We start from the raw sequence: 25,232 nt of genomic DNA on the forward strand, positions 1-25,232 counted from the left end.
TAGGGGGTGTCTGGTGGATCACGCCGGGCGCGCGGGGTCTGGCACCGCGCCTCGCCGCGTTGCCTAGGGGGTGTCCTGCCGATCGGGCGGGAAGAGCACCGGTATCGCCGAGACCAGGTGCGCGGCCCGGTCCAGGGCGCTGGCCAGCAGGGCGAGGTCCGTCGGGCCGTTGCCCAGCTCACGTACCGGGCGGCGGGCCGGCGGATCACCCATCCGCTCCCACTCCACCGGGACCACGGTCGGCCGCTGGGTCGCCGTCCGCGGGATCCGGCCGGTGACCCGCCCGGCCTGGAAGGGGACCGTGCGGTCGTCGGAGTGCCGCAGCAGCCCGCGGCCGGGGCCCGGCTGGTCGGGGGCGTCGAGCTCCACCCGCAGGGTGGCCAGCCGGGCCAGACCGGTGCCGGCCGTACGGTCGGGTCGGGCGGTGGTGGCCACCAGGTGCACACCGAGCCGGGCGCCCTCGCGGGCCACCGCCTCCAGCGCCCGGACGACCGAGCCCGCGGCGGGCCGGCCCGTACTACCGAGCCCCGGCGCGACCAGCGCGTCGAGGTCGTCCACCAGCACCACCAGGCGCGGCAGCGGGCTCGGCCCGGCCGGCTCCGTACGGGTGATCGAGGCGCGGAGCCTGAGCGTTCCCGTGCGCGGCGGGTCGAGGTCGCCGCGCAGCTCGCCCGGGCTGGGCCGGCGGGGCGAGACCAGCCGGTCGGCGACCTCGCGCCGCGCGTGCCAGTCGGCGAACGCCAGCCCCTCCAGCAGTTCGTCGCGGCGCTTGAGCTCCGCGCCCAGCGCCTGCGCGAACTCCCGCATGCGCACCGGGTCGGAGGCGACCAGGTGGGCGCAGACGTGCGGGAGCTCCGTACAGGGCGCCAGTCCCTCTCCGCGATCGCCCCCGGCCCCGTCGAGGAGGACCAGCCCCAGCCGGTCGGGCCGGGCGCCCGCGGACAGCGAGGCCGCCACCGCCCGCAGCAGCTCGGTCCGCCCGCTCCCGGCGGGTCCCTCGATGAGCAGGTGCGGGCCGTCGTGGACCAGCTCGGCGCCGACCGGCCCGCGCCGCCCGCTGCCCAGCACCATCTCGGCCAGGCCGCCCACGCCCTGCCCCTGGTCGGTGGCGGCGGCCCAACGGGCCATCAGCGAAGCCGGGGTGGCCCGGGCCAGGCCCAGCTCGTCCAGCAGCCGCGCAGTGGCGGGCAGGGTGGCGGTCGCCGGCCGGACCGGCGCCGTGGAGCCGCCGTCGGTGGGGCGCAGGGGTGCCAGGGCGCGGGCGAAGCGCTCGGCCCAGGCGGCGGAGACGGCGTCCGCGGTGGCCGTCGCCCCGGACGGCACGGGCCTTCCGCCGGAGACCGAGAAGGTCCGTACGGCCGTGGCCACCTCCCCGCTGAGCAGGGCGACCGCGCCGCAGTCCCGGAAGGCGGGGGCGCTCGCGCACGCGGCGTCCCAGGTCTCGGTGACCGGCGAGGCGGCCGTGGCGGCGGGGGCCTCGGCCAGCGCGAGCACGTGGATCCCGGCGGCCGGGCCGTGCGAGGCGAGCCGGCCGGTGATGTCGCGCAGCGGGCCCGCGCCGGTGTCGCCGTCCAGGACGACGAGCGTGTACGGGCCCTCGTAGGCCTCGGCGGCCTGCCGGACCCGCGCGGGATCGGCGGCGGCCCAATGGGTGCCGAGCGGACCCTCGTCCAGACGCCGGGTCAGCTCACCGGTACGGGCTGTGGCCTGGTCGCGGTCGTACGCGAGGAGGAGCCGGCAGTCCTGGCCGTGCGCGGGCCGGACGTGGGGCAGCCAGCCGAGCCAGCCCCAGTCGCGCCGCCGCTCGGCCGGCGTGCGCGCCCGGTCGGTGGAGATGAGCACGATCTCCAGCTGCCCCGGCGCGTGCAGGGCGGCCAGCTGCGCGACGGCCCAGCGGGCCACCCCGGCCAGCCGCGCCCGCGGACCCGCGATGCCCAGGGCGCCGACGGCGGGCAGGGACACGCGGCACCCGGCGCCGAGCCCCACGGTCAGCGCCGCCGGGTGCCCGGGCGTACGGGACCACAGGCGCTCGGTGGGCCCCATCGCGGCCAGCAGCAGGGTGGCCGGATCGTCGGGGTCGGGCGCGGCCGCGGTGGCCACGGCTTCCGGGACGGCCTCGGCCAGGTCCTCCCCGCGCACCCACTTGCGGGCCCAGGCCCCGAGCCCCTTGCGCCGGCCGCCGGCTGCGGCGGCCGGCGGGCCCGCCGGTCCGGCTCCGCCCGCGGTCGCCGGACCGGGGCCCGGCTCTCCCGCCGCTCCGGGGCCCGTCGACCCGGCCGAGGGGCCGGAAGCCGCCGATCCGCCCGGGTCAGGCGGGCCGGCGACCCGTCCGGCTCCGCCGGGGCCGGGCCCCGAGGACTCATCGGAGCCGGCCGCACCGGAGCCGGCCGCACCGGAGCCCGGCCAGCCGGTCTGACCACCCGGTGCGGCCGCGCCCGGCGCCTCCGGCGCGAGGGCGAGGTGGCCCTCCCGGTCCGGGACCACCGCGCGGGGGCCCGCGCCCGCCGGGGCCAGCCGCAGGGTGGACTCGCCGATCCGCAGCAGCGCCCCCGGCGGCAGGGCGACCGGTTGGGCCCCCACCGGGAAGCCGTCCAGCGTGGTGCCGTTCGTCGAGTTCAGGTCGGCGACCGCGACCCGCCCGTCCCGGATCACCGTCACCGCGCAGTGCAGCCGGGACACGTCGGGGTCGTCGAGGGGGACGTCGGCGTCGGCGGAGCGGCCCACCCGGATCTGCCCGCTGTGCAGCAGGTGCACCCCGCCCGCGTCGGGTCCGGCGACGACCTGCAACTGGGGTGCGCCGAGGCCCTCCTCCGGCAGGACGTCCGCGACCGGCGCGTGCAGGGCCAGGACCGCCCCGTCCACGAGCGGGGGTTCGCCGAGCAGCCGGCGCTGGAGGTCGAGGCGCTCGGAGCCGGCGTACAGCACGACCGTGCCACCGGTGTCCGGTCCGCCGACGGTCGCCGCGAGCCCGGAGGCGACCGCGGCGAGGGCGGTGCCGGCGGGGGCCGTGACGAGCACGTCACAGCTCGCGGGTGCGCTCTGGTGGCCGCTGCGCGACCCAAGGACGGTCAGCCGGATCTGCATCGCCGTCAGCGGTCCCTTCTGCGCGGTGCGCCGTGTGTGCGCCCGGCAGGGGAATGTCGGGACATGGCTGCCCGATCGCCCCCCACCCGGCACGGACGCGTCGTCCGGTCAGGTCTGCCGGAAGGCGGGGCTCCCGACCCTGACTTCCGTATGTGTGCATCCTCGCACCTGTCACCGACAACACGCCCGGCACCCACCGACAAGTGATCTTGATCGGCTGCGGTCCGGCCCCGACCGCGGCTGGAAAGCGACGGCAGGGCTGGGGAAGAGGGGAAAATCGCCTCCGGCATACCCCCCAAACGTCACCCTCCGTACATATGTGCGGCAACCAACCTCCGACGACCGGCGTCTTCCCCGGGGACACCCCCTAGAGTGGGCCGGAAAACCCAAGCAGCGGATCGACCACGCAAGACCGCGGCAAGACCGCAGCGAGAACCGCAGCGAGACCGCAGCAAGACGAACAGCAGGACGACAGCAGGGGAGCGCGAGACGTGCGGCCAGTCGGCAGCAAATACCTGCTCGAGGAGCCGCTCGGGCGCGGCGCCACGGGCACTGTCTGGCGTGCACGCCAGAGGGAGACCGCGGGCGCCGAGGCGGCCGTCGCGGGGCAGCCCGGCGAGACCGTGGCCATCAAGGTCCTCAAGGAGGAGCTGGCCCAGGACGCCGACATCGTCATGCGCTTCCTGCGCGAGCGCTCGGTCCTCCTGCGCCTGACCCACCCCAACATCGTGCGCACGCGCGACCTCGTCGTCGAGGGCGACCTGCTCGCCCTGGTCATGGACCTGATCGAGGGCCCGGACCTGCACAAGTACCTGCGCCAGAACGGCCCCTTCACGCCGGTCGCCGCGAGCCTGCTGACCGCCCAGATCGCGGACGCGCTCGCCGCCAGCCACGCCGACGGCGTGGTCCACCGCGACCTGAAGCCCGCCAACGTGCTCCTCGACGAGCGCGGCGGACAGATGAAGCCGATGCTCACCGACTTCGGCATCGCGCGCCTCGCCGACTCCCCGGGCCTGACCCGCACCCACGAGTTCGTGGGCACCCCGGCCTACGTCGCCCCCGAGTCCGCGGAGGGCCGCCCGCAGACCTCCGCCGTCGACATCTACGGCGCCGGCATCCTCCTGTACGAGCTGCTCACCGGGCGCCCGCCGTTCGGCGGCGGCACCGCGCTCGAAGTGCTGCACCGCCACCTCAGCGAGGAGCCGCAGCGCCCCTCGACCGTCCCCGACCCGCTGTGGACGGTCATCGAGCGCTGCCTGCGCAAGGAGCCGGACGAGCGCCCCAGCGCGGTGAGCCTGGCCCGCGCCCTGCGCGTGGTCGCCGCCGGCATCGGCGTGCACTCCTCGGCCGCCGAGGTGGAGGCCGCGCTCGGCGTCGGCGCGCTGCTCGCGCCCGACCCCTCGCCGGCGCCGGTCCCCGAGACCCCGGGCGCCGCGGACGCCACCCAGGTGCTGCCCGCGGGCGCGGGCGCCGCGCCCATGGGCGCCTACGACCCGAACGCCATGACCAGCGTCATGCCGCCGGTCGGAGCGCCCGACCCCACCTCGGTCATGCCGCCCGTACAGCGGCCGGACCAGCCGCACCCGTGGCAGTCGCAGCTGCAGGCCGCCCGGGACCGCAACGAACAGACGCAGATGCAGTACCTCGACCCGAGCGAGGACCCGCTGCGCCGCCGCCCGCAGCGCCAGGCGCCCCCGCCGCCGCACCGGCCGCAGCAGCCCCAGTCGCAGCAGCCGTACGGTCAGGGCTCGCCGCAGCAGCCTCCCCAGTACCGGCAGCCGCAGCAGCAGCCCCAGCACCAGCAGTACGCGCCTCCGCCTCCGCCGCAGCACTACCAGCCGCAGCGTCAGCAGCACCAGCCTCAGCCGTACCAGCAGCCGCAGGCGCCGCAGCAGCCCCAGTACCGCCAGCCGCAGCAGCCCCCGCAGGCTCCGCCGCCGCAGCCCCCGGCCCCCCGGGAGCCCCGCGAGCCGCGCCGCCGCAGCGCCAACCCGGTGCGCATCCCCGGCCTCGGCTGCCTCAAGGGCTGCCTGGTCGTGATCCTGCTGTTCTTCGTGGCGGGCTGGCTGGTCTGGGAGCTCACCCCGCTCCAGGAGTGGGTCGGCACCGGCCGTGGCTGGTGGGACCAGCTGTGGACCTGGGGCGGCGACATCGTCGACTGGGTCGGCACCCTGGGGGACTCCGGCTCGGCGCCGTAGGGGGCGTCATAGCGAGGCCCGTAGCGCCGACTTCGTGGATTTGTCGACTTCTGGGACGTGATTTCGCCCGCAGAAGTGAAGGTCGCCGCGAATCCGGCCCCCTGCTGGCCTCCAACGCCCATCCGGCCGCGTAGCTTTGATGCGTACGCCAGCCGCTGAGGGAGCAGTCGTGGCACGGAAGATCGGCAGCCGGTACACCGCGCACCAGATCCTGGGGCGGGGCAGCGCGGGCACGGTGTGGCTGGGCGAGGGGCCTGACGGGCCCGTCGCCGTCAAACTGCTGCGCGAGGACCTCGCGTCCGACCAGGAACTGGTCGGACGGTTCGTCCAGGAGCGCAGCGCGCTGCTCGGCCTGGACCACCCGCACGTCGTCTCCGTCCGCGACCTCGTCGTGGACGGCAACGACCTGGCCCTCGTCATGGACCTCGTACGCGGTACGGACCTGCGCACGCGCCTGGACCGCGAGCGCCGGCTCGCCCCCGAGGCGGCCGTGGTGATCGTCGCGGACGTGGCCGACGCGCTGGCCGCGGCGCACGCGGCCGGGGTCGTGCACCGCGACGTCAAGCCGGAGAACGTGCTGCTGGACATGCAGGGCCCGCTCGGCCCGGGCGGCGCGCACCCGGCGCTGCTGACCGACTTCGGCGTGGCCAAGCTGATCGACTCCCCCAGGCGGGCGTCCGCCGGCCGGGCCTCGGCCCCGACCACCCGGATCATCGGCACCCCGGACTACCTCGCGCCGGAGATCGTGGAGGGCCTGCCCCCGCGCGCCGCCGTGGACATATACGCCCTTGCCACCGTCCTGTACGAACTGCTGGCCGGTTTCACCCCCTTCGGCGGCGGCCACCCCGGCGCGGTGCTGCGGCGGCACGTGACGGAGACGGTCGTCCCGCTGCCGGGGATCCCCGACGAGCTGTGGCAGCTCATCGTGCAGTGCCTGGCCAAGGCCCCGGCCTCGCGGCTGCGGGCCTCGGAATTGTCGGTCCGGCTGCGGGACCTGCTGCCGCTGCTGGCCGGGATGCCCCCGCTGGACGTGGACGAGCCGGACGACGCGGAGCCGGACCCTCCGCAGGAGGCGGCCGATCCGGTGAGCGACCCGGTGCGGCGGCGGGGCGTGGTCCCGCTGGTGCCGGGGTCCGCGACCGACTCCAACCGGGACACCCACACCTCGATGCGGGTGCCCGGGCCGGAGGAGCTGGCGGGCGGCGCGCTGGGGACCGCGCGGGTCCCGCGGCCCGCGGGCGGCCACCGCCCGGGCGCGGCCCGGCACCGGGCCGAGGCCGCGCGCAAGCGGAGGCTGGTCGTCTCGGCCGCGGCCGTCGCGCTGGCCGCGGCCGTCGGGGTCGGCGCCTGGTTCGCCGTCTCGGGCGACGACGCCCCGGCCGCCCCGCAGGACAGCAAGCAGTCGGGCCCGCGCACCCCGTAACGCCGCTCGCCGTGGTCGGGGGCGCCGCCCCCGAACCCCCGCGCCTCAAACGCCGGCGGGGCTGAAATACAGCCCCGCGGGCTACGCCGCGACCAGCTCCGGGTGCCAGCGCCGCGCCACGGCGGGATGGGCGCGCACCCAGCCCTTCAGCTCGTTGCGGCCGTACTCGGCGTGCAGCGGGTTCGAGGCGTCGTGCGCGACGCCCGGCGCCTCGCGCAGGTAGGCGCCGGGCACCGTGTCGATCACCGCGTCGAGCCGCGGGTTGTAGAAGAACGGCACCGAATACCGCTCCACCGCACCCGGAGGGCTGACCACCCGGTGGTCGGTCGCGGTCAGGTAGCCCTCCGTCGCGATCTCCAGCAGCTCGCCCAGGTTCACCACGAACGCGCCGGGCAGCGGCGGGACGTCGAGGTAGCCGCCGTCCCGGACCACCTGGAGCCCGCCGACCGAGTCCTGGAGCAGCAGCGTGAGGAAGCCGTAGTCCTTGTGCGCGCCGACGCCCTGGTCCGTGCCCGTCGGGGCGGATCCCGGGTAGCGGATCAGCTTGGTGTGCAGGTGGGGGCGGTCCGCGAAGGCCTCGTCGAAGAAGTCGGCCGGGGCGCCGATCGAGAAGAGGATCTCCTGGAGCAGGCGGTGGGCCACCGCGGCGAGGCGGGACTGCCACTCCAGGACCGCCGTGCGCAGCTCCGGGAGCGCCGCGGGCCACTGGTTCGGCCCCTCCAGCCACAGGTACGCCGGGTCGTCCGGCCCCACCACCGGCGCCGGCCGCTCGGCGCCGACGTCCAGCTGGTCCCGCCAGTCGCTGGCCCCGCCGGTCAGCTCGTGGCCGATCCGGGTGTAGCCGCGGAAGTGCGGGGAGTTCAGATTGCTGACGGCGAGCCGGTCGGCTTCCGGGAGGGCGAAGAACGCCCTGGTCAGCGCCAGGATGCGGTCGCTCTCGGCAGCGGTGATCCCGTGCCCGGTGAGGTGCAGGAATCCGGTGTCCCGGGCTGCCGCGTGCAGGTTCTTGAGGAAGTCGGCCCGCTGGGCGGGATCGTCGGCCTGGGAGAGGTCCAGGACGGGAAGAGAGGTGTGCGCGGACGGCATGACGGCTCCGTTTCGGGATGTCACGGGGTCCTGTTCCCCTTCGGGTGGCGGGGGCCGCGGGTGGGGAGGGTCGCCGGCAGGGATGGCGCCGGGACCGCTTGGGCCGCGTACAGGACCAAGTCGGATCGGGCTTGATCAGGCTTGGGACAGGTCCGGCGGCAGACAGCTCGTCGTCGTGACACGCATGTGGTCCACATGGCGGCGCTTGACGAGGCGAACGGTCATACGCTGAGCGTACGCCCGTACGACCCGCCATCAGTACGGGCGATCCGGCCTGCCCGGACGGCCTCCTCCGGGGACCGGCTACGCTGGACCCGTGGCAGTCGTCGATGTTTCCGAAGAGTTGAAGTCCCTCTCCTCGACCATGGGGTCGATCGAGGCCGTCCTGGACCTCGACAAGCTGAGGGCGGATATCGCCGTGCTCGAGGAGCAGGCCGCCGCGCCGTCCCTGTGGGACGACCCGGAGGCCGCCCAGAAGATCACGAGCAAGCTTTCGCACCTCCAGGCCGAGGTCCGCAAGACCGAGACCCTGCGCGGCCGCATCGACGACCTCGCGGTGCTGTTCGAGCTCGCCCAGGAAATGGACGACGCGGACACCCTCGCCGAGGCCGAGACCGAGCTGGTCTCCGTGCGCAAGGCGCTGGACGAGATGGAGGTCCGGACCCTGCTCTCCGGCGAGTACGCCGAGCGCGAGGCCCTGGTCAACATCCGTGCCGAGGCCGGCGGCGTCGACGCCTCCGACTTCGCCGAGCGCCTCCAGCGCATGTACCTGCGCTGGGCCGAGCGCCACGGCTACCCGACCGAGGTCTACGAGACCTCGTACGCGGAAGAGGCCGGCATCAAGTCGACCACCTTCGTCGTCAAGGCCCCCTACGCCTACGGCACCCTCTCCGTCGAGCAGGGCACCCACCGCCTCGTGCGGATCTCGCCCTTCGACAACCAGGGCCGCCGCCAGACCTCCTTCGCGGGCGTCGAGGTGCTGCCGGTCGTCGAGTCCAGCGACCACGTCGAGATCGACGAGGGCGAGCTGCGCATCGACGTGTACCGCGCTTCCGGCCCCGGCGGCCAGGGCGTCAACACCACCGACTCGGCGGTGCGCATCACGCACATCCCGACCGGCATCGTCGTCTCCTGCCAGAACGAGCGCTCGCAGATCCAGAACAAGGCCAGCGCCATGAACGTCCTCCAGGCCAAGCTGCTGGAGCGGCGCCGCCAGGAGGAGCAGGCCAAGATGGACGCCCTCAAGGACGGCGGCAGCTCCTGGGGCAACCAGATGCGGTCCTACGTCCTGCACCCGTACCAGATGGTCAAGGACCTGCGGACGGAGTTCGAGGTCGGCAACCCGCAGGCGGTGCTCGACGGCGAGATCGACGGCTTCCTGGAGGCCGGAATCCGCTGGCGCAAGCAGCAGGAGCAGACCGCGTAATCAGCGCATGTGAACGACGGAAGGGCCCGGACACCCCTGGTGTCCGGGCCCTTCCGCTTCACGGCATGTGATCGGTACGTCTACGCGGTCTGCTGGGCCACCAGGACCAGTGCCGCCACGAGGATCACCATGAGCGCGATGAGCGTCACGGGATTCAGGCCGGAGAAGGGGCCCTCCTGCTGCTGGAGGCGCTCCCGGTTCGCCCGGCACACCGGGCAGCGGCCCTGGCTGACGGGTGCGGCGCAGTTCGCGCACACGAGCCGGTCATATGTCATGCGCTCCTCCTCTCGTCCCCTTGGTCCTCTTACACATGCACAACGGCACGGGGGAGCACTCCGTTCCCCCTCCCACTGTGCCAGCTTCGGCGGCATTCGGCGCGGCCCGTCCGGGCAATCACCAGCGGGACCACCCCGCACCACGGGATAAATCGCGCAACTCGGGCTGCTGGGTCCACACCCCGCGCCCGTTCGCGTATGGTCACGCACACCTACTCCCGGCGACCGTGGTGCACCCGTGATCCGATTCGACAGTGTCTCCAAGTCCTACCCGAAGCAGAGCCGCCCAGCACTCAGAGAAGTCTCCCTCGACATCGCCAAGGGCGAGTTCGTCTTCCTGGTCGGCTCCTCCGGCTCCGGCAAGTCCACCTTCCTGCGGCTGATCCTGCGCGAGGAGCGGGCGAGCCACGGCCAGGTGCACGTCCTGGGCAAGGACCTCGCCAAGCTCTCCAACTGGAAGGTCCCGCAGATGCGGCGCCAGTTGGGGACCGTCTTCCAGGACTTCCGCCTGCTGCCCAACAAAACGGTGGCCGAAAACGTGGCCTTCGCGCAGGAGGTCATCGGCAAGCCGAGGGGCGAGATCCGCAAGGCCGTCCCGCAGGTCCTCGAACTCGTGGGCCTCGGCGGCAAGGAGGAGCGGATGCCCGGCGAGCTGTCCGGCGGTGAGCAGCAGCGCGTGGCCATCGCCCGCGCCTTCGTCAACCGCCCCGCCCTGCTGATCGCGGACGAGCCCACGGGCAACCTCGACCCCCAGACCTCCGTCGGGATCATGAAGTTGCTCGACCGGATCAACCGGACCGGCACCACCGTGATCATGGCGACGCACGACCAGCAGATCGTGGACCAGATGCGCAAGCGCGTCATCGAACTCGAACAGGGCCGACTCGTACGCGACCAGTCGCGCGGCGTCTACGGCTACCAGCACTGAAAGGCCCTTGAGTCGCATGCGCGCCCAGTTCGTCATGTCGGAGATCGGCGTCGGCCTCCGTCGCAATCTCACCATGACCTTCGCGGTCATCATCTCCGTGGCCCTCTCGCTGGCCCTGTTCGGCGGCTCCCTGCTCATGAGCGAGCAAGTGAGCCGGATGAAGGGCTTCTGGTACGACAAGGCCAACGTCTCGATCTACCTCTGCAACAAGCAGGACGCCCAGGAGGCGAGCGAGGCCGCCGCCAAGCCCGACGGCTCGGGAGGCGGCGCCGCGGGCGTGGCCACCTGCCGCAAGGGTGCGGTGACCGAGGAGCAGAAGAAGCAGATCGAGTCCGAGCTCAAGCAGATGTCCCTGGTCAAGTCCGTGGCCTACGAGTCCGCGGACGAGGCGTACAAGCACTACCAGGAGCAGTACGGCCACACCGCGCTGGCCTCCTCCATCACCCCCGACCAGATGCAGGAGTCCTTCCGGGTCAAGCTCAAGAACCCGGAGAAGTACAAGGTGGTCACCTCCGCCTTCGCGGGCCGCGACGGCATCCACACCGTCGACGACCAGCGCCAGGCGATCGACGACCTCTTCCGGATCCTGAACTACCTCAACTACGCCGCCCTCGGCATCATGCTGATCATGCTGATCGTGGCGCTGCTGCTGATCGTCAACACCGTGCGCGTCTCGGCGTTCAGCCGGAGGCGGGAGACGGGGATCATGCGGCTGGTGGGTGCCTCCAGCTTCTACATCCAGGTGCCCTTCATCATGGAGGCCGCCTTCGCCGGCCTCATCGGGGCGCTCTTCGCCTGCGTGATGCTCGTCTCCGGCCAGTACTTCGTGATCGACCACGGCGTCGGCCTGCGGGACAAGATCCAGCTCATCGACTTCATGGGCTGGGGATCGGTGCTGGCCAAGCTGCCGTACGTGCTGTTCATCGGCCTCCTGATGCCCTCCATGGCCGCCTTCATCGCCCTGCGCAAGTACCTGAAGGTGTGACAAGTGCCCCGCGCGCGGTCCGGTCAACCCTCCGAACCGGCACGGGGCTTGTCCTAGACTCGGCGCCATGCTGGGTCTGCCCGCCTTCAGTCTCCGGCCCCGCGACCAGCGTCGCGGGGCCGTTTTGACGTTGGCGTTCCTCGCCGCGGTCGCCGCCGGTGCGTGTACGGGCTGCTGGGACCGCGAGGACGGCGCGGACGCCGCGGTGCTCGCGGACGCCCCCGCGCCCTCCGCGCCCCGCGAGGCCGGCACCGCAGACCGCGACGCGGTCGCCCGTGCCGCGGCCGAGGCCGCAGCCGAGGGCAAGTCCGGCAAGAGCGCCGCACAGGAGGTGGTCAGCCGCAGCGGCGACCGCTGGGGCACCGTCTACGACCAGGGCGAGTACGCCGCCTTCAGCGAGCGCCTCGACGGTCACTGGACCGGTGTCGGCGTCTGGGCCGCGCGCGGCCCGGGCGGCACGATCAAGGTCGAGAAGGTGCAGCCCGACAGCCCCGCCGACCGCGCCGGGCTGCGCGCCGGGGACCGGCTCGTGAGCGTCGACGGGCACGCCGTCACCGGCCTCGCCGTGACCGACGTGGTCACGCTGCTGCGCGGTGAGGCCGGCACCCCCGTCGTGCTGAACCTGAGCCGGGACGGCGCGGACCTCACCGAGACCGTCCGCCGCGAGCAGTTGCGCACCGAGCCGGTGACCGTACGGCAGCTCGGGGGCGGTGTCACCGTCATCAAGGTGGCCTCCTTCACCCGCGGCGCCGGTGAGCTGGTCAGGTCCGCGGTCCGCGCGGCCCCGGCCGGCGGCGGGGTCGTGCTCGACCTGCGCGGGAACCCGGGCGGGCTGGTCGGCGAGGCGGTCACGGCCGCCTCCGCCTTCCTGGACGGCGGGCTCGTGGCGACGTACGACGTACGGGGGGACCAGCGGGCCCTCTACGCGGCCCCGGGCGGCGATACGACCCGGCCGCTGGTGGCCCTGGTCGACGGCGGCACGATGAGCGCGGCCGAACTGCTGACGGGCGCCCTCCAGGACCGGGGCCGGGCGGTGGCGGTGGGCAGCCGCACCTTCGGCAAGGGCTCGGTGCAGATGCCGACCGAGCTCCCGGACGGCTCGGTGGCCGAGCTGACGGTGGGCACGTACCGTACTCCGGCGGGCCGCAGCCTGGACGGCAGCGGCATCACGCCGGACGTCCCGGCGGGCGAGCGGGCCGAGGAGCGCGCCGTCACGGTATTGGGTGGCCTCGGGGTGGGTCCGTAGTGCGAAAATGACCGCACTATGGCTAAGGAAAAAGGGCGCAAGCTGATCGCCCAGAACAAGAAGGCGCGTCACGACTACACGATCCTCGACACCTACGAGTGCGGTCTCGTGCTCACGGGCACCGAGGTGAAGTCCATGCGCCAGGGCAGGGCCTCGCTGGTGGACGGCTTCGTGTCGGTGGAGGGCCGCGAGGCGTGGCTCTACAACGTGCACGTGCCGGAGTACAGCCAGGGCACGTGGACGAACCACAGCGCCCGCCGCAAGCGCAAGCTCCTCATGCACCGGGAGGAGATCGACAAGCTGGAGCGCAAGGCGGACGAGTCGGGTCACACGATCGTGCCCCTCTCGCTGTACTTCAAGGACGGCCGGGCGAAGATCGAGATCGCGCTGGCCAAGGGCAAGAAGGAGTACGACAAGCGGCAGACGCTGCGGGAGAAGCAGGACACCCGTGAGACGAACCGGGCGATCTCGGCGGTGCGGCGCAGGCAGCGGGGTACGGTTTAATCTCCTGGCACGCAGTGGTCCACTTCGCGTACCATGGCGTCAGCACCACCCGCTCGCGGGTGGAGCGCTTGTGAATCGAACAATTGAACAGTGTGAAACATGGGGATGATCGGTTTCGACAGCGGATGTCGATGCAGGGGAAGCGAGCCGAGGAAGCGGCAATGATCTCGCTAACCACATGTCGCAAACAATAATCGCCAACTCCAAGAGCGATAACTCCCGCTTCACCCTCGCTGCCTAATAACAGTGAGCTGAAGCCTCTGTGAGGAGCGTCAGCCCGGAAGTGGTCCCGGTCCGGATCCTGGCGTCAACAAGGGATCTAAACCTCTAGCCCCGGTCACGGGGGTTGGAGGGAAATCAAACAGTGACTGAGCCCGTCGGAGACTTGTCCGTGTGATCTCCGGGGCTGAGAAAAGCGCAGCGGACTGCGCTCGGAGAAGCCCTGCTTCTGCACCGTTGGACGCGGGTTCGATTCCCGCCATCTCCACCACCCCATGTGGGCAAAGGCCCCGCGGCCTCTCGGCTGCGGGGCCTTCGTCATGCTGCGGGGCCTTTGTCGTGCGTGACGTCCGCTCCCCTGGTGCGCGTGGTGGCGCGGACGGTTGCCAGGGCCGCGAGGGCTGCTGCGGCCGGGAGGGCGTACGGGGTGGTGGGACCGAGGTGGTCGACCAGGGTGCCGGCCGTGGCCGCGCCCAGGGAGATGCCCGCGAAGATGGCGGTGACGGCGAGGGTCATGCCCTCGTTGAGGCGGCCCGGCGGGGTCAGGGCGTGCACGCGGGACATCGCCGTGACCATCGTCGGGGCCGTGGCCATGCCGGCCAGCAGGAGGGCGCAGGCCAGGGCGGGCACGGAGCCGGTGGCCGCCGCGGCCCAGGGCAGGGCCATGAGGGCGGCCAGTGCGGCCACGCAGGCCGTCAGGGAGCGGGGGCGCAGGGTGCCGTAGAGCAGACCGGCCACGCAGGAGCCCGCCGCCTGGAGGGCCAGGACCGGGCCGGAGGCCGCGCCCAGGCCGTGGGCGTCGAGGTAGGCGATCGAGGTGACCTCCATCGAGCCGAAGACCACGCCCGTGGCGACGAAGAGGGGCAGCAGCGGGCTCAGTGCGCGCAGCGGCGAGCCGCGCCGGGGCGCCTTCGTCACCGGGGGCTCGGTGGAGCGGCAGGAGGTGAAGACGAGCATGCCGGTGAGCAGCAGGGCCGCGCCGACGAGGGTGCCCGCCTCGGGGAAGACGGCGGTGCACAGGAAGGCGGCCACGACCGGGCCGAGCATGAAGCACAGCTCGTCCGCGGCCTGTTCGAAGGACATCGCCGTGTGGTGGGAGGCGGGGACGTCCCGCAGCAGGTGCGTCCAGCGGGCGCGGGACATGCCTCCGATGTTGGGGGTGGTGGCGGTCGCGGCGTAGGAGGCGAAGAGGGTCCAGGCGGGGGCCTGCGTACGGACGCACGCGATCAGCGAGAGCGAGCCGAGGACCGCGATCAGCGTGGCCGGGACGGCGACCCGGGCCTGGCCGTGGCGGTCGACCAGCCGGGCGGTCCAGGGGGCGACCAGCGCCGTGGCGGCCAGACCGGTCGCCGTGACCGCGCCGGCGAGGGCGTACGAGCCGCGCTGGCCCGCGATCATCATGACCGCGCTGACCCCGAACATGCCCATGGGGAGCCGGGCGAGGAGGTTGCCCGCGGTGAACCCGCGGGTGCCGGGGAGCGCGAACAGGCGGCGGTACGGGCCGGGCGCCCGGAGGGCCGTGCGGGCGGCGGGCCGGGCGGCGGCCGGAGCGGCCGCGATGACGAGGGTGCCGCCGGTGACGGTCATACGGGGGGCGGGGACGCGAGCAGGAGTACGAGCGGGGACCGGGGCGGCGGTCGTGGTGGTGGCGGGCATGGGAAGAGCCTCGCGCCGCACCCCCGGGCGGGTCCAACACCTGTTCGGAGCCCATTCACGCCGTTGTGTTGTTAGTCTCCGGGGATGACGCCCCGTGATGTGGACCCCCGACTGCTGCGCGGGTTCGTCGCCGTCGCCGAGGAGCTGCACTTCACCCGGGCCGCCGCCCGCCTGTACGTCGCCCAGCAGGCGCTCAGCCGTGACATCCGGCGGCTCGAACGGGCCCTGGGCGCCGTGCTGTTCGTCCGCACCACCCGCGCCGTCGAGCTGACCGCCGACGGGGAGCGGCTGCTGCCGCCGGCCCGCCGGGTGCTGGCCGCGCACGAGGAGCTGGCCGCCGCCTTCACCGCACCCCGGCCCCTGCTCGTCGACCTGAACATGGCCGGGCCCAGCACGGGCCGCGTCGTCCTGGAACGGGCCCGCGAACTCGCCCCGGACTGCGAGCTGATGGCCCGCTTCGAGAGCGGGCTGACCCACGCCGCCGCCGAGATCGCGGCCGGGCGCCTCGACGTCTCCTTCGGCTACGCCGACGGGCTCGACCCGGCGCTGCGGACGCCGCTGGCGCAGCTCCCCGTACGGTACGAGCCGCTCGCCGTGCTGCTGCCCGAGGGGCACGCCCTGGCCGCGCGCCAGGCCGTACCGCTGGACGCGCTGGCCGGGGAGACCGTGTACGCGGGCGCCGGGAACCCGCGGACCCTGGAGTGGACGGGGCTGGCGCGCGAGCTGTTCGCCGGGCGGGGCATCCGGATGGCGCCGCCCGCACCGGTGGCGGTGGGCGAGGAGGAGTTCAGCCGGGTGATGGCCAAGACCGGTCATCCGGTGCTGGCGACCGTGGACTTCCTCGACATGCCGGGCTGCGTGAAGCGGCCCCTGGTCGACCCCGTGCCCCTGTCGCCGCTGTCGATGGTGTGGCGCCAGGGCTTCGGCCACCCCGGGCTGGACGCCCTGCGCGCCGCGGCCGCCTCCCTCGCGGCGGAGCGCGGATGGCTGGAACCGCCGCCCGGCAGCCGCCTCCCGGCAGGGCTCACACACGCTGCCGGCGGCGGGTGAGAGCAAGGTTTCCCGGCGGTCATCCGGCGGGGACCGAGGCCGAAACGCACCCTTCCTACGGTCGTCACCACGGACGCGACAGCTGTGGAGGCGTGTGATGACCGGTACGACCGCACCGCGCAAGGGGGGCCGCTGGATCGAGCGGTGGGATCCCGAGGACGAGACCTTCTGGAAGGAGACGGGGGAGCGGACCGCCCGCCGCAACCTGGTCTACTCCGTGCTCTCCGAGCACATCGGGTTCTCCATCTGGTCGCTCTGGTCCGTGATGGTCCTCTTCATGAGCCCCGCCTACGGGATCGACCCGGCGGGCAAGTTCTTCCTGATCGCCACCGCGACCTTCGTCGGCGCGCTCGCGCGGGTCCCGTACACCTTCGCCGTCGCCCGCTTCGGCGGCCGGAACTGGACCGTCTTCAGCGCGCTGCTGCTGCTCGCCCCGACGACGGCCGCGATCGTGGTGATGGAGCCGGGGACCTCGTACGGGACCTTCCTGCTCGTCGCCGCCCTCACCGGGGTGGGAGGAGGCAACTTCGCCTCCTCCATGACCAACATCAACGCCTTCTTCCCGCTGCGTAAGAAGGGCTGGGCGCTCGGCCTGAACGCCGGCGGCGGCAACATCGGCGTACCCGTGGTCCAGCTGGCCGGACTGCTGGTCATCGCCACCGCCGGTGCCACCCACCCGCGGCTGCTGCTCGGCGCCTACCTCCCGCTGATCGTGCTCGCGGCGGCCCTGGCGGCCGCACGGATGGACAACCTGGCACCCGTGCGCAACGACACCGGCGCGGTCCGCGAGGCGGTCAGGGACGCGCACACCTGGATCATGTCGTTCCTCTACATCGGGACCTTCGGGTCCTTCATCGGATACAGCTTCGCCTTCGGACTGGTCCTCCAGACCCAGTTCGGGCGCACCCCGCTCCAGGCCGCCTCGCTGACCTTCATCGGACCGCTGCTCGGTTCGCTGATCCGGCCGGTGGGCGGGGCGCTGGCGGACCGGTTCGGCGGGGCGCGGATCACCCTGGGGACGTTCGTGGCGATGGCGGCGGCGACCGGAGTGGTCGTCTTCGCCTCGCAGCGGCACTCGCTGGCGGTGTTCCTCGTCGGCTTCGTGGCGCTGTTCGTCCTGTCCGGCCTCGGCAACGGCTCGACGTACAAGATGATCCCGGGCATCTTCCAGGCCAAGGCGCTCGCCCGCGGCATGGACGGCGAGGCCGCCGCGGCGTACGGACGACGGCTCTCCGGCGCCGCCATGGGCCTGATCGGGGCGGTCGGCGCCCTCGGCGGACTGGGCATCAACCTGGTCTTCCGCGAGGCGTTCCGCACCTCCGGCTCGGGCACGGCCGCCTTCGTCACCTTCCTCGGCTTCTACGCCGTGTGCTGCGCGGTGACCTGGGCGGTATACCTTCGCCGGCCGGCGGCCGCGGTGATCGCCTCGGCAGGGGTCGAGGCGAAGACGCAGCTCACGTCGGTGTAACCGCGGCGAAATACGGGTGAACCGAGACCGACACGCCGCCTTGGCACTCTCGGTTCACCCGTACCGCCCCCCATGCAGTCAGTAGGCAGGTCACGATGGACGACACGAAGACCGGCCCGCTCGCGGGCTTCACCGTCGGGGTCACCGCCGCCCGGCGGGCTGACGAACTCATCGCGTTGCTGCGGCGGCGCGGAGCGGCGGTGCTGCACGCGCCGGCGCTGCGGATCGTGCCGCTCGCCGACGACAGCGAGCTGCTGGCCGCCACGAAGGAACTGATCGGTCTGGCGCCGGACGTGGTCGTGGCCACCACCGCCATCGGCTTCCGCGGGTGGATCGAGGCCGCCGACGGCTGGGGGATCGGCGAGGAGCTGCTGGAACGGCTGCGGGCCGCCGAACTGCTGGCGCGCGGGCCGAAGGTGAAGGGGGCCATCCGGGCCGCCGGGCTCGTGGAGACCTGGTCCCCGGAGTCGGAATCGCTCGCCGAGGTACTGGAGCGGCTGCTGTCGGCCGGGGTGGCCGGGCGGCGGATCGCCCTCCAGCTGCACGGGGAGCCCCTGCCGGGTTTCGTCGAGGCGCTGCGGGCCGGCGGCGCCGACGTGGTCGTGGTCCCGGTGTACCGGTGGATGGCGCCGGAGGACCTCGCGCCGCTGGACCGGCTGCTGGACGCGATCGTCTGCGGCGCGGTGGACGCCGTCAGCTTCACCTCGGCCCCGGCGGCGGCCTCGCTGCTGTCGCGGGCCGAGGAGCGGGGCATACGGGAGGCCGTGCTGGACGCGCTGCGCGGCGGGGTGCTCTCCGCGTGCGTGGGGCCGATGACCGCGCTGCCGTTGCAGGCGCAGGGGGTGGACACGGTGCAGCCGGAACGGTTCCGGCTGGGCCCGCTGGTGCAGCTGCTGTGCCAGGAGCTGCCGGGGCGGGCCCGGGTGCTGCCGGTCGCCGGCCACCGGGTGGAGATCCGCGGCCACGCGGTCCTGGTCGACGAGGAGTTGCGGCCGGTGCCGCCCGCCGGGATGGCGCTGCTGCGGGCGCTGGCCCGGCGGCCGGGATGGGTGGTGTCCCGCGCGGACCTGCTGCGGACGCTCCCGGGCGCGGGCCGCGACGAGCACGCGGTGGAGACGGCGATGGCCCGTCTGAGGGTGGCCCTGGGAGCGCCGAACCTGATCCAGACGGTGGTCAAGCGCGGCTACCGGCTGTCGCTGGACGCGGGCGGCGAGGCCAAGTACGGGGAGCTCGCGCCGGATGCGGTGACGGCCCGGGGGGTTCTGGGTTAGCGTGCCCGGATGATCATTGACGGGGTGGAGATGAGGGGCGTCGCGCTGGGCGACGCCGCCGGGCTGGCCGAGGCGTTCGCGCGCAACCGGGCCCACATGGCGCCCACGGAGCCGGGTCTCTTCCGGCCGGACGCCTTCTACACCGAGGCGGGGCAGCGGGAGCGGATCGAGCAACAGCTGGAGTCGCGGGCCGCCGGGCGGCTGCTGCCGTACGTCTTCGTGGACCTAGCCGAGGGGACGATGCTGGGCACCGTCAACCTCGGCAACATCCAGCACGGGCCGCTGAGCAGCGGCGGGCTCGGCTACTGGGTCGACCGGGCCTGGCACGGCAGGGGGCTGGCCACGGCAGCGGCCAAGGAGGTCTGCCGCATCGCCCGCGACGAGCTCGGCCTGCACCGCGTGGAGGCCGGGACGCTGGTCGACAACCTGGCCTCGCAGCGGGTGCTGGCGAAGGCGGGCTTCGAGCAGTACGGGCTCGCGCCGCGCTACCTGCACATCAACGGGGCGTGGCGCGACCACTGCCTGTTCCAGCGGCTGCTGCACGACGACCCGCCGGTGGGCTAGGTCCTGTCGTCAAAGTGGCGCCGGTCAGGCCCGCGGCGCCGGGCGCCGCGGGCCAGGCGGGACTTTGACGACAGGGCCTCGGGGGCGGTCCCGTCCCGGACGGGCGTACGGCGCAAGCCCCCGGCACCGCTACCGGTCCGGGGGCTTCCGCTGCGACCTGCCCGCGGGCAATCTGGTACGGCACCCGACGACGGGAGGCTGACGGCATGCGGTTCGACTGCGGGCGGGTCTGCCTGGACCTGGTGGCCACCTTCGCCCCCCGTGAGGGGATCCGGGACGGTGACGCGCTGCGGCTGTGGCTCGCCGGGGCGGGGCTGGTGCCCGACCGGACCCCGCTCGCCCGGGTGGGGCCCGACTGGGCCGCCGCCTTCCGGGCCCTGCGCGCCGACGTGCAGATTCTCGTACGGGCGCAGCTGCTCGGGGGCGAGCCCGACGAGAGCGCCCTGGCCCGGGTCAACGCGCTGGCCGCCGGACCACCCCCCGGACTGTGTGCCGTACGGGACCAAGAGGGGCACCTCGTACGGGAGTTGTGCGGCGGCGTGGAATGCGGCGCGATGCTCGCGGCCGTCGCCCGCGACGCCGTCGAGCTGCTCACCGACCCCGGCGAGCTGGCGTTGCTGCGTGCCTGCGAGGGCGACGGCTGCACCCGGCTCTACCTGGACACTTCCCGCGGCCACCGGCGCCGCTGGTGCTCCAGCGAGCTGTGCGGCAACCGGGAGCGGGTCGCCCGGCACCGCCGCCGGGCCCTGTCGGCCGGCTCCGCCTGACCCGGTGATCACCGGTTCCGGAACGGGCGTGCGGACAGGGCCCCGGTTCGCGTACGGTTGACGGTCGCCCATGCACGTCAGAAGGGGGCCTTGGTGGCCGCGCAGAATGCCGCTGTCGACAGCACGGCGGATTCCGTCCGCGATCGGGAGATCGCGGTCGAGCAGACGCATCTCGACCAGGTGTACAGACGCCTTGAGGAGAAGATCCACGAGGCTGAGTTCCTCATGAACGACGCCGCCCAGCGCGGCCAGGTCGGCACGCCCGGCGCGCTCGCCGAGCGCGACGCGCAGGTCTTCCGGGCGGGCATCCACCTGAACCGGCTGAACAACGAGTTCGAGGACTTCCTCTTCGGCCGCATCGACCTGGTGCGGGGCAAGGACGGGGAGAAGGGGCCGGACGGCGCCTTCACGTCGGTCGAGCCGGCCGACGACGCCATCCGCGAGGACCTCACGGCCGACATCGCCGAGACCCTGCACATCGGCCGCATCGGGGTCCTGGACTCCGACTACGCGCCGCTGGTCATCGACTGGCGCGCGCCCGCCGCCGCGCCCTTCTACCGCTCCACGCCCAAGGACCCCGGCCGCGTCGTGCGCCGCCGCGTGATCCGCTCCAAGGGCCGCAAGGTCCTCGGCGTCGAGGACGACCTGATGAGGCCGGAGGTCACGGCCTCCCTCGACGGCCGCGAGCTGCCCGCCATCGGCGACGGCGCGCTGATGGCCGCCCTCGGGCGGGCCCGTACGCACTCCATGCGCGACATCGTCTCCTCCATCCAGGCCGAGCAGGACCTGGTCATCCGGGCCCCCGCCACCTCGGTCGCCGAGGTCGCCGGCGGCCCCGGCACCGGCAAGACCGCCGTCGCCCTGCACCGCGCCGCCTACCTGCTCTACCAGGACCGGCGCCGCTACTCCGGCGGCATCCTGATCGTCTCCCCGACCCCGCTGCTCGTCGCCTACACCGAGGGCGTGCTGCCCTCCCTCGGCGAGGAGGGCCAGGTGGCCATCCGGGCGCTCGGCTCGCTCGTGGACGGCGCGGAGGCCACCACGTACGACTCCCCGGCCGTGGCCCGCGTCAAGGGCTCCTCCCGGATGCTCAAGGTGCTCCGCAAGGCCGTACGGGGCGCACTGGAGCTCGGCGGCGCCCCCGACCGGCTGCGCGTGGTGGCCTTCGGCCGCCGCCAGGAGCTGGAGGCCGACGAGCTGAACCGGATCCGGCAGAACGTGCTCAGCGGCACCGCACCGGTCAACCTGCTGCGCCCGCGCGCCCGCAAGCTGCTGCTCGACGCCCTCTACGCGAAGTCGGGCGGCGCCGGGCGGCACAGCGACCCCGAGCTGGCCGCCGAACTGCGCTCCGCCTTCGACGAGGACATCTCCACCGAGGACGCCTTCATCGGCTTCCTGAACGCCTGGTGGCCCGAACTCACCCCCCGCGCCGTCCTCGCCGCGCTCGCCGACGAGCGCCACCTCGGCCGCTGGGCGCGCCGGGACCTCAACCAGCGCGAGATCCGCCAGCTGGCCCGCTCGCTGCGCCGGGTGGGCCCGGACGGAAAGGGTCCGTTGTCCGTGCACGACGTGGCGCTGCTCGACGAGCTCCAGCAGCTGCTCGGCGCCCCCGCCCGGCCCAGGCGCAAGCGGGAGATGGACCCGCTGGACCAGCTCAGCGGGCTGGAGGAGCTGATGCCGACCCGCGAGGAGACCCAGTGGGAGCGGGCCGAGCGGCTCGCCGCGGAGCGCACCGAGTACGCGCACGTCATCGTCGACGAGGCCCAGGACCTGACGCCGATGCAGTGGCGGATGGTGGGCCGACGGGGCCGGACGGGCACCTGGACGGTGGTCGGAGACCCGGCGCAGTCCTCGTGGACCGACCCGCAGGAGGCGGCCGCGGCCCGCGACGAGGCCCTGGGCAACCGGCCGCGTCGGCGGTTCACCCTGACGGTCAACTACCGCAACCCGGCGGAGGTCGCCGAGGTCGCGTCCCGGGTGCTGCGTCTGGCGATGCCGGGGATGGAGCCGCCCACGGCGGTGCGCTCCACGGGCCTGGAGCCCCGTTTCACGGCGGCGGGCGGGGATCTCGCGGCCACCGTCCGCGAGGAGACCAGGCGCCTGCTGGAGCAGGTCGACGGCACCGTCGGCGTGGTCGTGGCCATGGACCGGCGCGAGCAGGCCGCGGGCTGGCTCGCGGACCTGGGCGAGCGGGCGGTGGCGCTGGGCAGCCTGGAGGCCAAGGGCCTGGAGTACGACGCCACGGTGGTCGTCTCCCCGGCGGAGATCGCGGACGAGTCCCCGGCGGGCCTGCGGGTGCTGTACGTGGCGCTGACGCGCGCGACGCAGCAGCTGACGGTGGTGTCGGCCGACCGCGACAAGCCCGGCGCGGACGGGGTGCCGGAGCTGCTGCAGCCGTAGGGGCGGCCCGGGCGGGGCCCGGGCGGGGCCCCGGCGGGGCCCGGGCGGGGCGCTCATAGGGCCGTATGGTCCGCGGCCAGGAGCGTGGTGCTTTGAACCGACTTCGAGCGGGGGGACCCGTTCCGGCGATCCTTTGTTAGCCTGGGTACGGCACCGACTCGATCCAAGCCCCCGGGCCCAACCTTCGTCGCCTAGAGCGACCTCTTGCCGCGAGGCGAGCATGGCGGGTCGGTGTCATATACGTGTGCACCACCAGGTCCGCGCCCTCCCCGAGTGGAGGGCGCGGACCTGTTTTTGTGTGGACCCGCCATTCCGAACCTCCGGACAATCTCGTATGGTGGAAGAGTCTTTCCGAAATTTGTAGCTGGTTACCTCGTACTGGCTGGTAGGTGGGACGATCGGACAACAGGTCCTGCACCACCTGCCGTGGAGCGGGCCCTGCGTGTACAGCGAACCAGGGACAGAAGAGGAACACGGCCATGGCAACGGCGCCCAGCGTCTCGTATTCGATGACGGTCCGTCTGGAAGTGCCCGCGAGCGGAACCGCGGTCTCCCAGCTCACCACCGCCGTGGAGTCCTCCGGCGGCTCGGTCACCGGCCTCGACGTGACCGCCTCCGGCCACGAGAAGCTCCGGATCGACGTCACCATCGCCGCGACCTCCACCGCGCACGCGGACGAGATCGTCGAGAAGCTGCGCGGGATCGAGGGCGTCAGCCTCGGCAAGGTCTCCGACCGCACCTTCCTGATGCATCTCGGCGGCAAGATCGAGATGGCGTCCAAGCACCCCATCCGCAACCGTGACGACCTCTCGATGATCTACACCCCGGGCGTGGCCCGCGTGTGCATGGCGATCGCCGAGAACCCCGAGGACGCGCGCCGCCTCACCATCAAGCGCAACTCCGTCGCAGTCGTGACGGACGGCTCCGCCGTACTGGGCCTGGGCAACATCGGCCCGATGGCCGCGCTGCCCGTCATGGAGGGCAAGGCGGCCCTCTTCAAGCGCTTCGCGGGCATCGACGCCTGGCCGATCTGCCTCGACACCCAGGACAGCGACGAGATCGTCGCCATCGTCAAGGCCATCGCCCCCGGTTTCGCCGGCATCAACCTGGAGGACATCTCCGCGCCGCGCTGCTTCGAGATCGAGGCCCGGCTGCGCGAGGCCCTCGACATCCCCGTCTTCCACGACGACCAGCACGGCACCGCGATCGTCGTGCTCGCCGCCCTCACCAACGCACTTCGCGTCGTGGGCAAGGCAGTTGGGGACGTCAAGGTCGTCATGTCGGGCGCCGGCGCGGCCGGTACCGCCATCCTCAAGCTGCTCCTCGCGGCGGGCGTCAAGAACGCCGTCAGCGCCGACATCCACGGCGTCGTGCACGCCGGGCGCCCCGACCTCGTCGACGCGGCCCCCGACTCCCCGCTGCGCTGGATCGCCGACAACACCAACCCCGAGGGCTACACGGGCACCCTGAAGGAGGCCGTGGTCGGCGCCGACGTCTTCATCGGCGTCTCGGCCCCGAACGTGCTCTCCGGCGAGGACGTCGCCGCCATGGCGGAAGGCGCGATCGTGTTCGCGCTCGCGAACCCGGACCCGGAGGTGGACCCGGCCGTGGCCCGCCAGACCGCCGCCGTCGTCGCCACCGGCCGCTCCGACTTCCCGAACCAGATCAACAACGTGCTGGTCTTCCCGGGTGTCTTCCGCGGTCTGCTGGACGCCCAGTCCCGCACGGTGAACACCGACATGATGCTGGCCGCCGCGGCGGCCCTGGCGGACGTCGTCGGTGAGGACGAGCTCAACGCGAACTACATCATCCCGTCGGTGTTCAACGACAAGGTCGCGGGCGCGGTCGCGGGCGCCGTCCGCAAGGCCGCCTCGGCGGGCTGAGAACCGCTGCGGAGCCGGTGGGGCGGGGCCTGTGACCGCCCTCACGGACTGCTGATCCCGGCGCGTCGCGAGATGCGGGCCCGGTGGGCCGCCTCTAGGGTTGCGGGGATGCCCCCGGGGTCCGCAGTCCGCAGCAACGTGTGAGCGAAGGCGTGGACGGAGTGTCACCGCGGCGTGACTGTGGCGCTTTTCGTGTGACCCCGGCGGGTGCCGGATTGGCTTTCCCGCCGCTGGTGGGGGCAGGATGCGTAACCGGGCGAGAGGGTCTGACGTTCAGACCCGGGTCCGGGGACTGTCCTAGGGCCCTGGCAGCATCGGCTTCGATCTCACGCCTCTAAGGCAAGTTGAACACGGGAGTACAACATGAACCGCAGTGAGCTGGTGGCCGCTCTGTCCGAGCGCGCCGAGGTGACCCGCAAGGACGCCGACGCCGTTCTGGCCGCGCTCGCCGAGACCGTCGGCGAGATCGTCGCCAAGGGCGACGAGAAGGTCACCATCCCCGGCTTCCTGACCTTCGAGCGCACCCACCGTGCCGCTCGCACCGCGCGCAACCCGCAGACCGGCGACCCCATCCAGATCCCGGCCGGCTACAGCGTGAAGGTCTCCGCGGGCTCCAAGCTCAAGGAAGCCGCCAAGGGCAAGTAAGTCCTGCCCCTGGCGCCGGAGGCCGCACAGGCCTCTGGAACGGCAGAGGCGCGCAGTAATACGTAGAACGGAGAAGGGCGGCCACCCCGTGCGGGGCGGCCGCCCTTCTGCCGTGGACGGGGGCGTGTGTCCGCCGGCGAAGGCCCCAGCAGGG

Annotated in this window: 19 protein-coding genes and 1 other RNA gene; 16 read left to right on the forward strand and 4 right to left on the reverse strand. The window is 73.2% G+C overall.

The features are described 5' to 3' along the window. Positions 1 to 63: 63 nt before the first annotated feature. Positions 64 to 3,084 (reverse strand): FHA domain-containing protein, encoded by a 3,021-nt coding sequence (locus tag AC07DU_RS29080; RefSeq protein WP_479114663.1) that lies wholly within the window; start codon positions 3,082 to 3,084, stop codon positions 64 to 66. 491 nt (positions 3,085 to 3,575) lie between these two features. Here AC07DU_RS29080 and AC07DU_RS29085 point away from each other — a divergent pair, with 491 nt between their 5' ends. Both AC07DU_RS29085 and AC07DU_RS29090 read left to right on the forward strand, forming a co-directional pair. Next, on the forward strand, positions 3,576 to 5,282 hold the full coding sequence (locus AC07DU_RS29085) for a serine/threonine-protein kinase (RefSeq protein ID WP_479035823.1): 1,707 nt from the start codon (positions 3,576 to 3,578) through the stop codon (positions 5,280 to 5,282). A 169-nt stretch (positions 5,283 to 5,451) separates the two neighbouring features. Then, a complete protein-coding gene (locus AC07DU_RS29090; RefSeq protein ID WP_479114665.1) occupies positions 5,452 to 6,705 on the forward strand; it encodes a serine/threonine-protein kinase in 1,254 nt (417 codons plus the stop codon). Between the two features lie 81 nt (positions 6,706 to 6,786). Here the strand turns inward: AC07DU_RS29090 and AC07DU_RS29095 are convergent, their stop codons facing one another. Further along, the gene (locus AC07DU_RS29095; RefSeq protein WP_479035818.1) at positions 6,787 to 7,791 is read right to left on the reverse strand and encodes an isopenicillin N synthase family dioxygenase; all 1,005 of its coding nucleotides are present in this window, start codon (positions 7,789 to 7,791) and stop codon (positions 6,787 to 6,789) included. 316 nt (positions 7,792 to 8,107) lie between these two features. Here AC07DU_RS29095 and prfB point away from each other — a divergent pair, with 316 nt between their 5' ends. Beyond that, positions 8,108 to 9,217, forward strand: a complete 1,110-nt coding sequence (gene prfB, locus AC07DU_RS29100) for a peptide chain release factor 2 (RefSeq protein ID WP_360899753.1) — start codon at positions 8,108 to 8,110, stop codon at positions 9,215 to 9,217. Positions 9,218 to 9,297: 80 nt separating this feature from the next. Here prfB and AC07DU_RS29105 read toward each other — a convergent pair whose 3' ends face one another. After that, entirely contained in the window at positions 9,298 to 9,492 is a 195-nt protein-coding gene (locus tag AC07DU_RS29105; protein WP_360899750.1) for a hypothetical protein, read from the reverse strand. 238 nt (positions 9,493 to 9,730) lie between these two features. Here AC07DU_RS29105 and ftsE point away from each other — a divergent pair, with 238 nt between their 5' ends. The 5 genes from ftsE (at position 9,731) to ssrA (ending at position 13,645) form a co-directional block, all read left to right on the forward strand. Further along, the gene (gene ftsE, locus AC07DU_RS29110; protein WP_030011324.1) at positions 9,731 to 10,420 is read left to right on the forward strand and encodes a cell division ATP-binding protein FtsE; all 690 of its coding nucleotides are present in this window, start codon (positions 9,731 to 9,733) and stop codon (positions 10,418 to 10,420) included. A gap of 16 nt (positions 10,421 to 10,436) precedes the next feature. Then, positions 10,437 to 11,405, forward strand: a complete 969-nt coding sequence (gene ftsX / locus AC07DU_RS29115; RefSeq protein ID WP_360899747.1) for a permease-like cell division protein FtsX — start codon at positions 10,437 to 10,439, stop codon at positions 11,403 to 11,405. 67 nt (positions 11,406 to 11,472) lie between these two features. Continuing rightward, positions 11,473 to 12,651, forward strand: a complete 1,179-nt coding sequence (locus tag AC07DU_RS29120) for a S41 family peptidase (protein WP_479114667.1) — start codon at positions 11,473 to 11,475, stop codon at positions 12,649 to 12,651. 18 nt (positions 12,652 to 12,669) lie between these two features. Further along, positions 12,670 to 13,155, forward strand: coding sequence for an SsrA-binding protein SmpB (gene smpB / locus AC07DU_RS29125; protein WP_360899741.1), 486 nt, complete (start codon positions 12,670 to 12,672; stop codon positions 13,153 to 13,155). 101 nt (positions 13,156 to 13,256) lie between these two features. Beyond that, positions 13,257 to 13,645, forward strand: a transfer-messenger RNA (tmRNA) gene (ssrA, locus tag AC07DU_RS29130). Between the two features lie 47 nt (positions 13,646 to 13,692). On the opposite strand, the gene AC07DU_RS29135 is transcribed toward ssrA, so the two are convergent. After that, on the reverse strand, positions 13,693 to 15,030 hold the full coding sequence (locus tag AC07DU_RS29135; protein ID WP_479114669.1) for an MFS transporter: 1,338 nt from the start codon (positions 15,028 to 15,030) through the stop codon (positions 13,693 to 13,695). 84 nt (positions 15,031 to 15,114) lie between these two features. Between AC07DU_RS29135 and AC07DU_RS29140 the strand changes: the two genes are divergently transcribed. From AC07DU_RS29140 to AC07DU_RS29175, 8 genes are all read left to right on the forward strand, one after another. Beyond that, the gene (locus AC07DU_RS29140) at positions 15,115 to 16,080 is read left to right on the forward strand and encodes a LysR family transcriptional regulator (protein ID WP_479114671.1); all 966 of its coding nucleotides are present in this window, start codon (positions 15,115 to 15,117) and stop codon (positions 16,078 to 16,080) included. Positions 16,081 to 16,177: 97 nt separating this feature from the next. Continuing rightward, positions 16,178 to 17,548: a nitrate/nitrite transporter gene (locus AC07DU_RS29145; protein ID WP_360899735.1), complete on the forward strand. Its 1,371-nt coding sequence runs from the start codon at positions 16,178 to 16,180 to the stop codon at positions 17,546 to 17,548. Between the two features lie 95 nt (positions 17,549 to 17,643). After that, on the forward strand, positions 17,644 to 18,819 hold the full coding sequence (locus tag AC07DU_RS29150) for a uroporphyrinogen-III synthase (protein WP_479114673.1): 1,176 nt from the start codon (positions 17,644 to 17,646) through the stop codon (positions 18,817 to 18,819). Between the two features lie 9 nt (positions 18,820 to 18,828). Next, positions 18,829 to 19,383 carry a GNAT family N-acetyltransferase gene (locus AC07DU_RS29155; RefSeq protein ID WP_479035795.1) on the forward strand — a complete coding sequence of 185 codons (555 nt, stop codon included), beginning with the start codon at positions 18,829 to 18,831 and terminating at the stop codon, positions 19,381 to 19,383. A 206-nt stretch (positions 19,384 to 19,589) separates the two neighbouring features. Beyond that, entirely contained in the window at positions 19,590 to 20,150 is a 561-nt protein-coding gene (locus AC07DU_RS29160; RefSeq protein WP_479114675.1) for a CGNR zinc finger domain-containing protein, read from the forward strand. A gap of 93 nt (positions 20,151 to 20,243) precedes the next feature. Beyond that, the gene (locus AC07DU_RS29165) at positions 20,244 to 22,550 is read left to right on the forward strand and encodes a HelD family protein (RefSeq protein WP_453374054.1); all 2,307 of its coding nucleotides are present in this window, start codon (positions 20,244 to 20,246) and stop codon (positions 22,548 to 22,550) included. Positions 22,551 to 23,029: 479 nt separating this feature from the next. Next, complete coding sequence (locus tag AC07DU_RS29170; protein WP_360899720.1) at positions 23,030 to 24,433, forward strand: NAD-dependent malic enzyme; 1,404 nt, start codon at positions 23,030 to 23,032, stop codon at positions 24,431 to 24,433. Positions 24,434 to 24,796: 363 nt separating this feature from the next. After that, complete coding sequence (locus AC07DU_RS29175; RefSeq protein ID WP_007264399.1) at positions 24,797 to 25,078, forward strand: HU family DNA-binding protein; 282 nt, start codon at positions 24,797 to 24,799, stop codon at positions 25,076 to 25,078. Positions 25,079 to 25,232 lie beyond the last annotated feature (154 nt).

This window comes from Streptomyces sp. NPDC045695 (genome assembly GCF_056432025.1).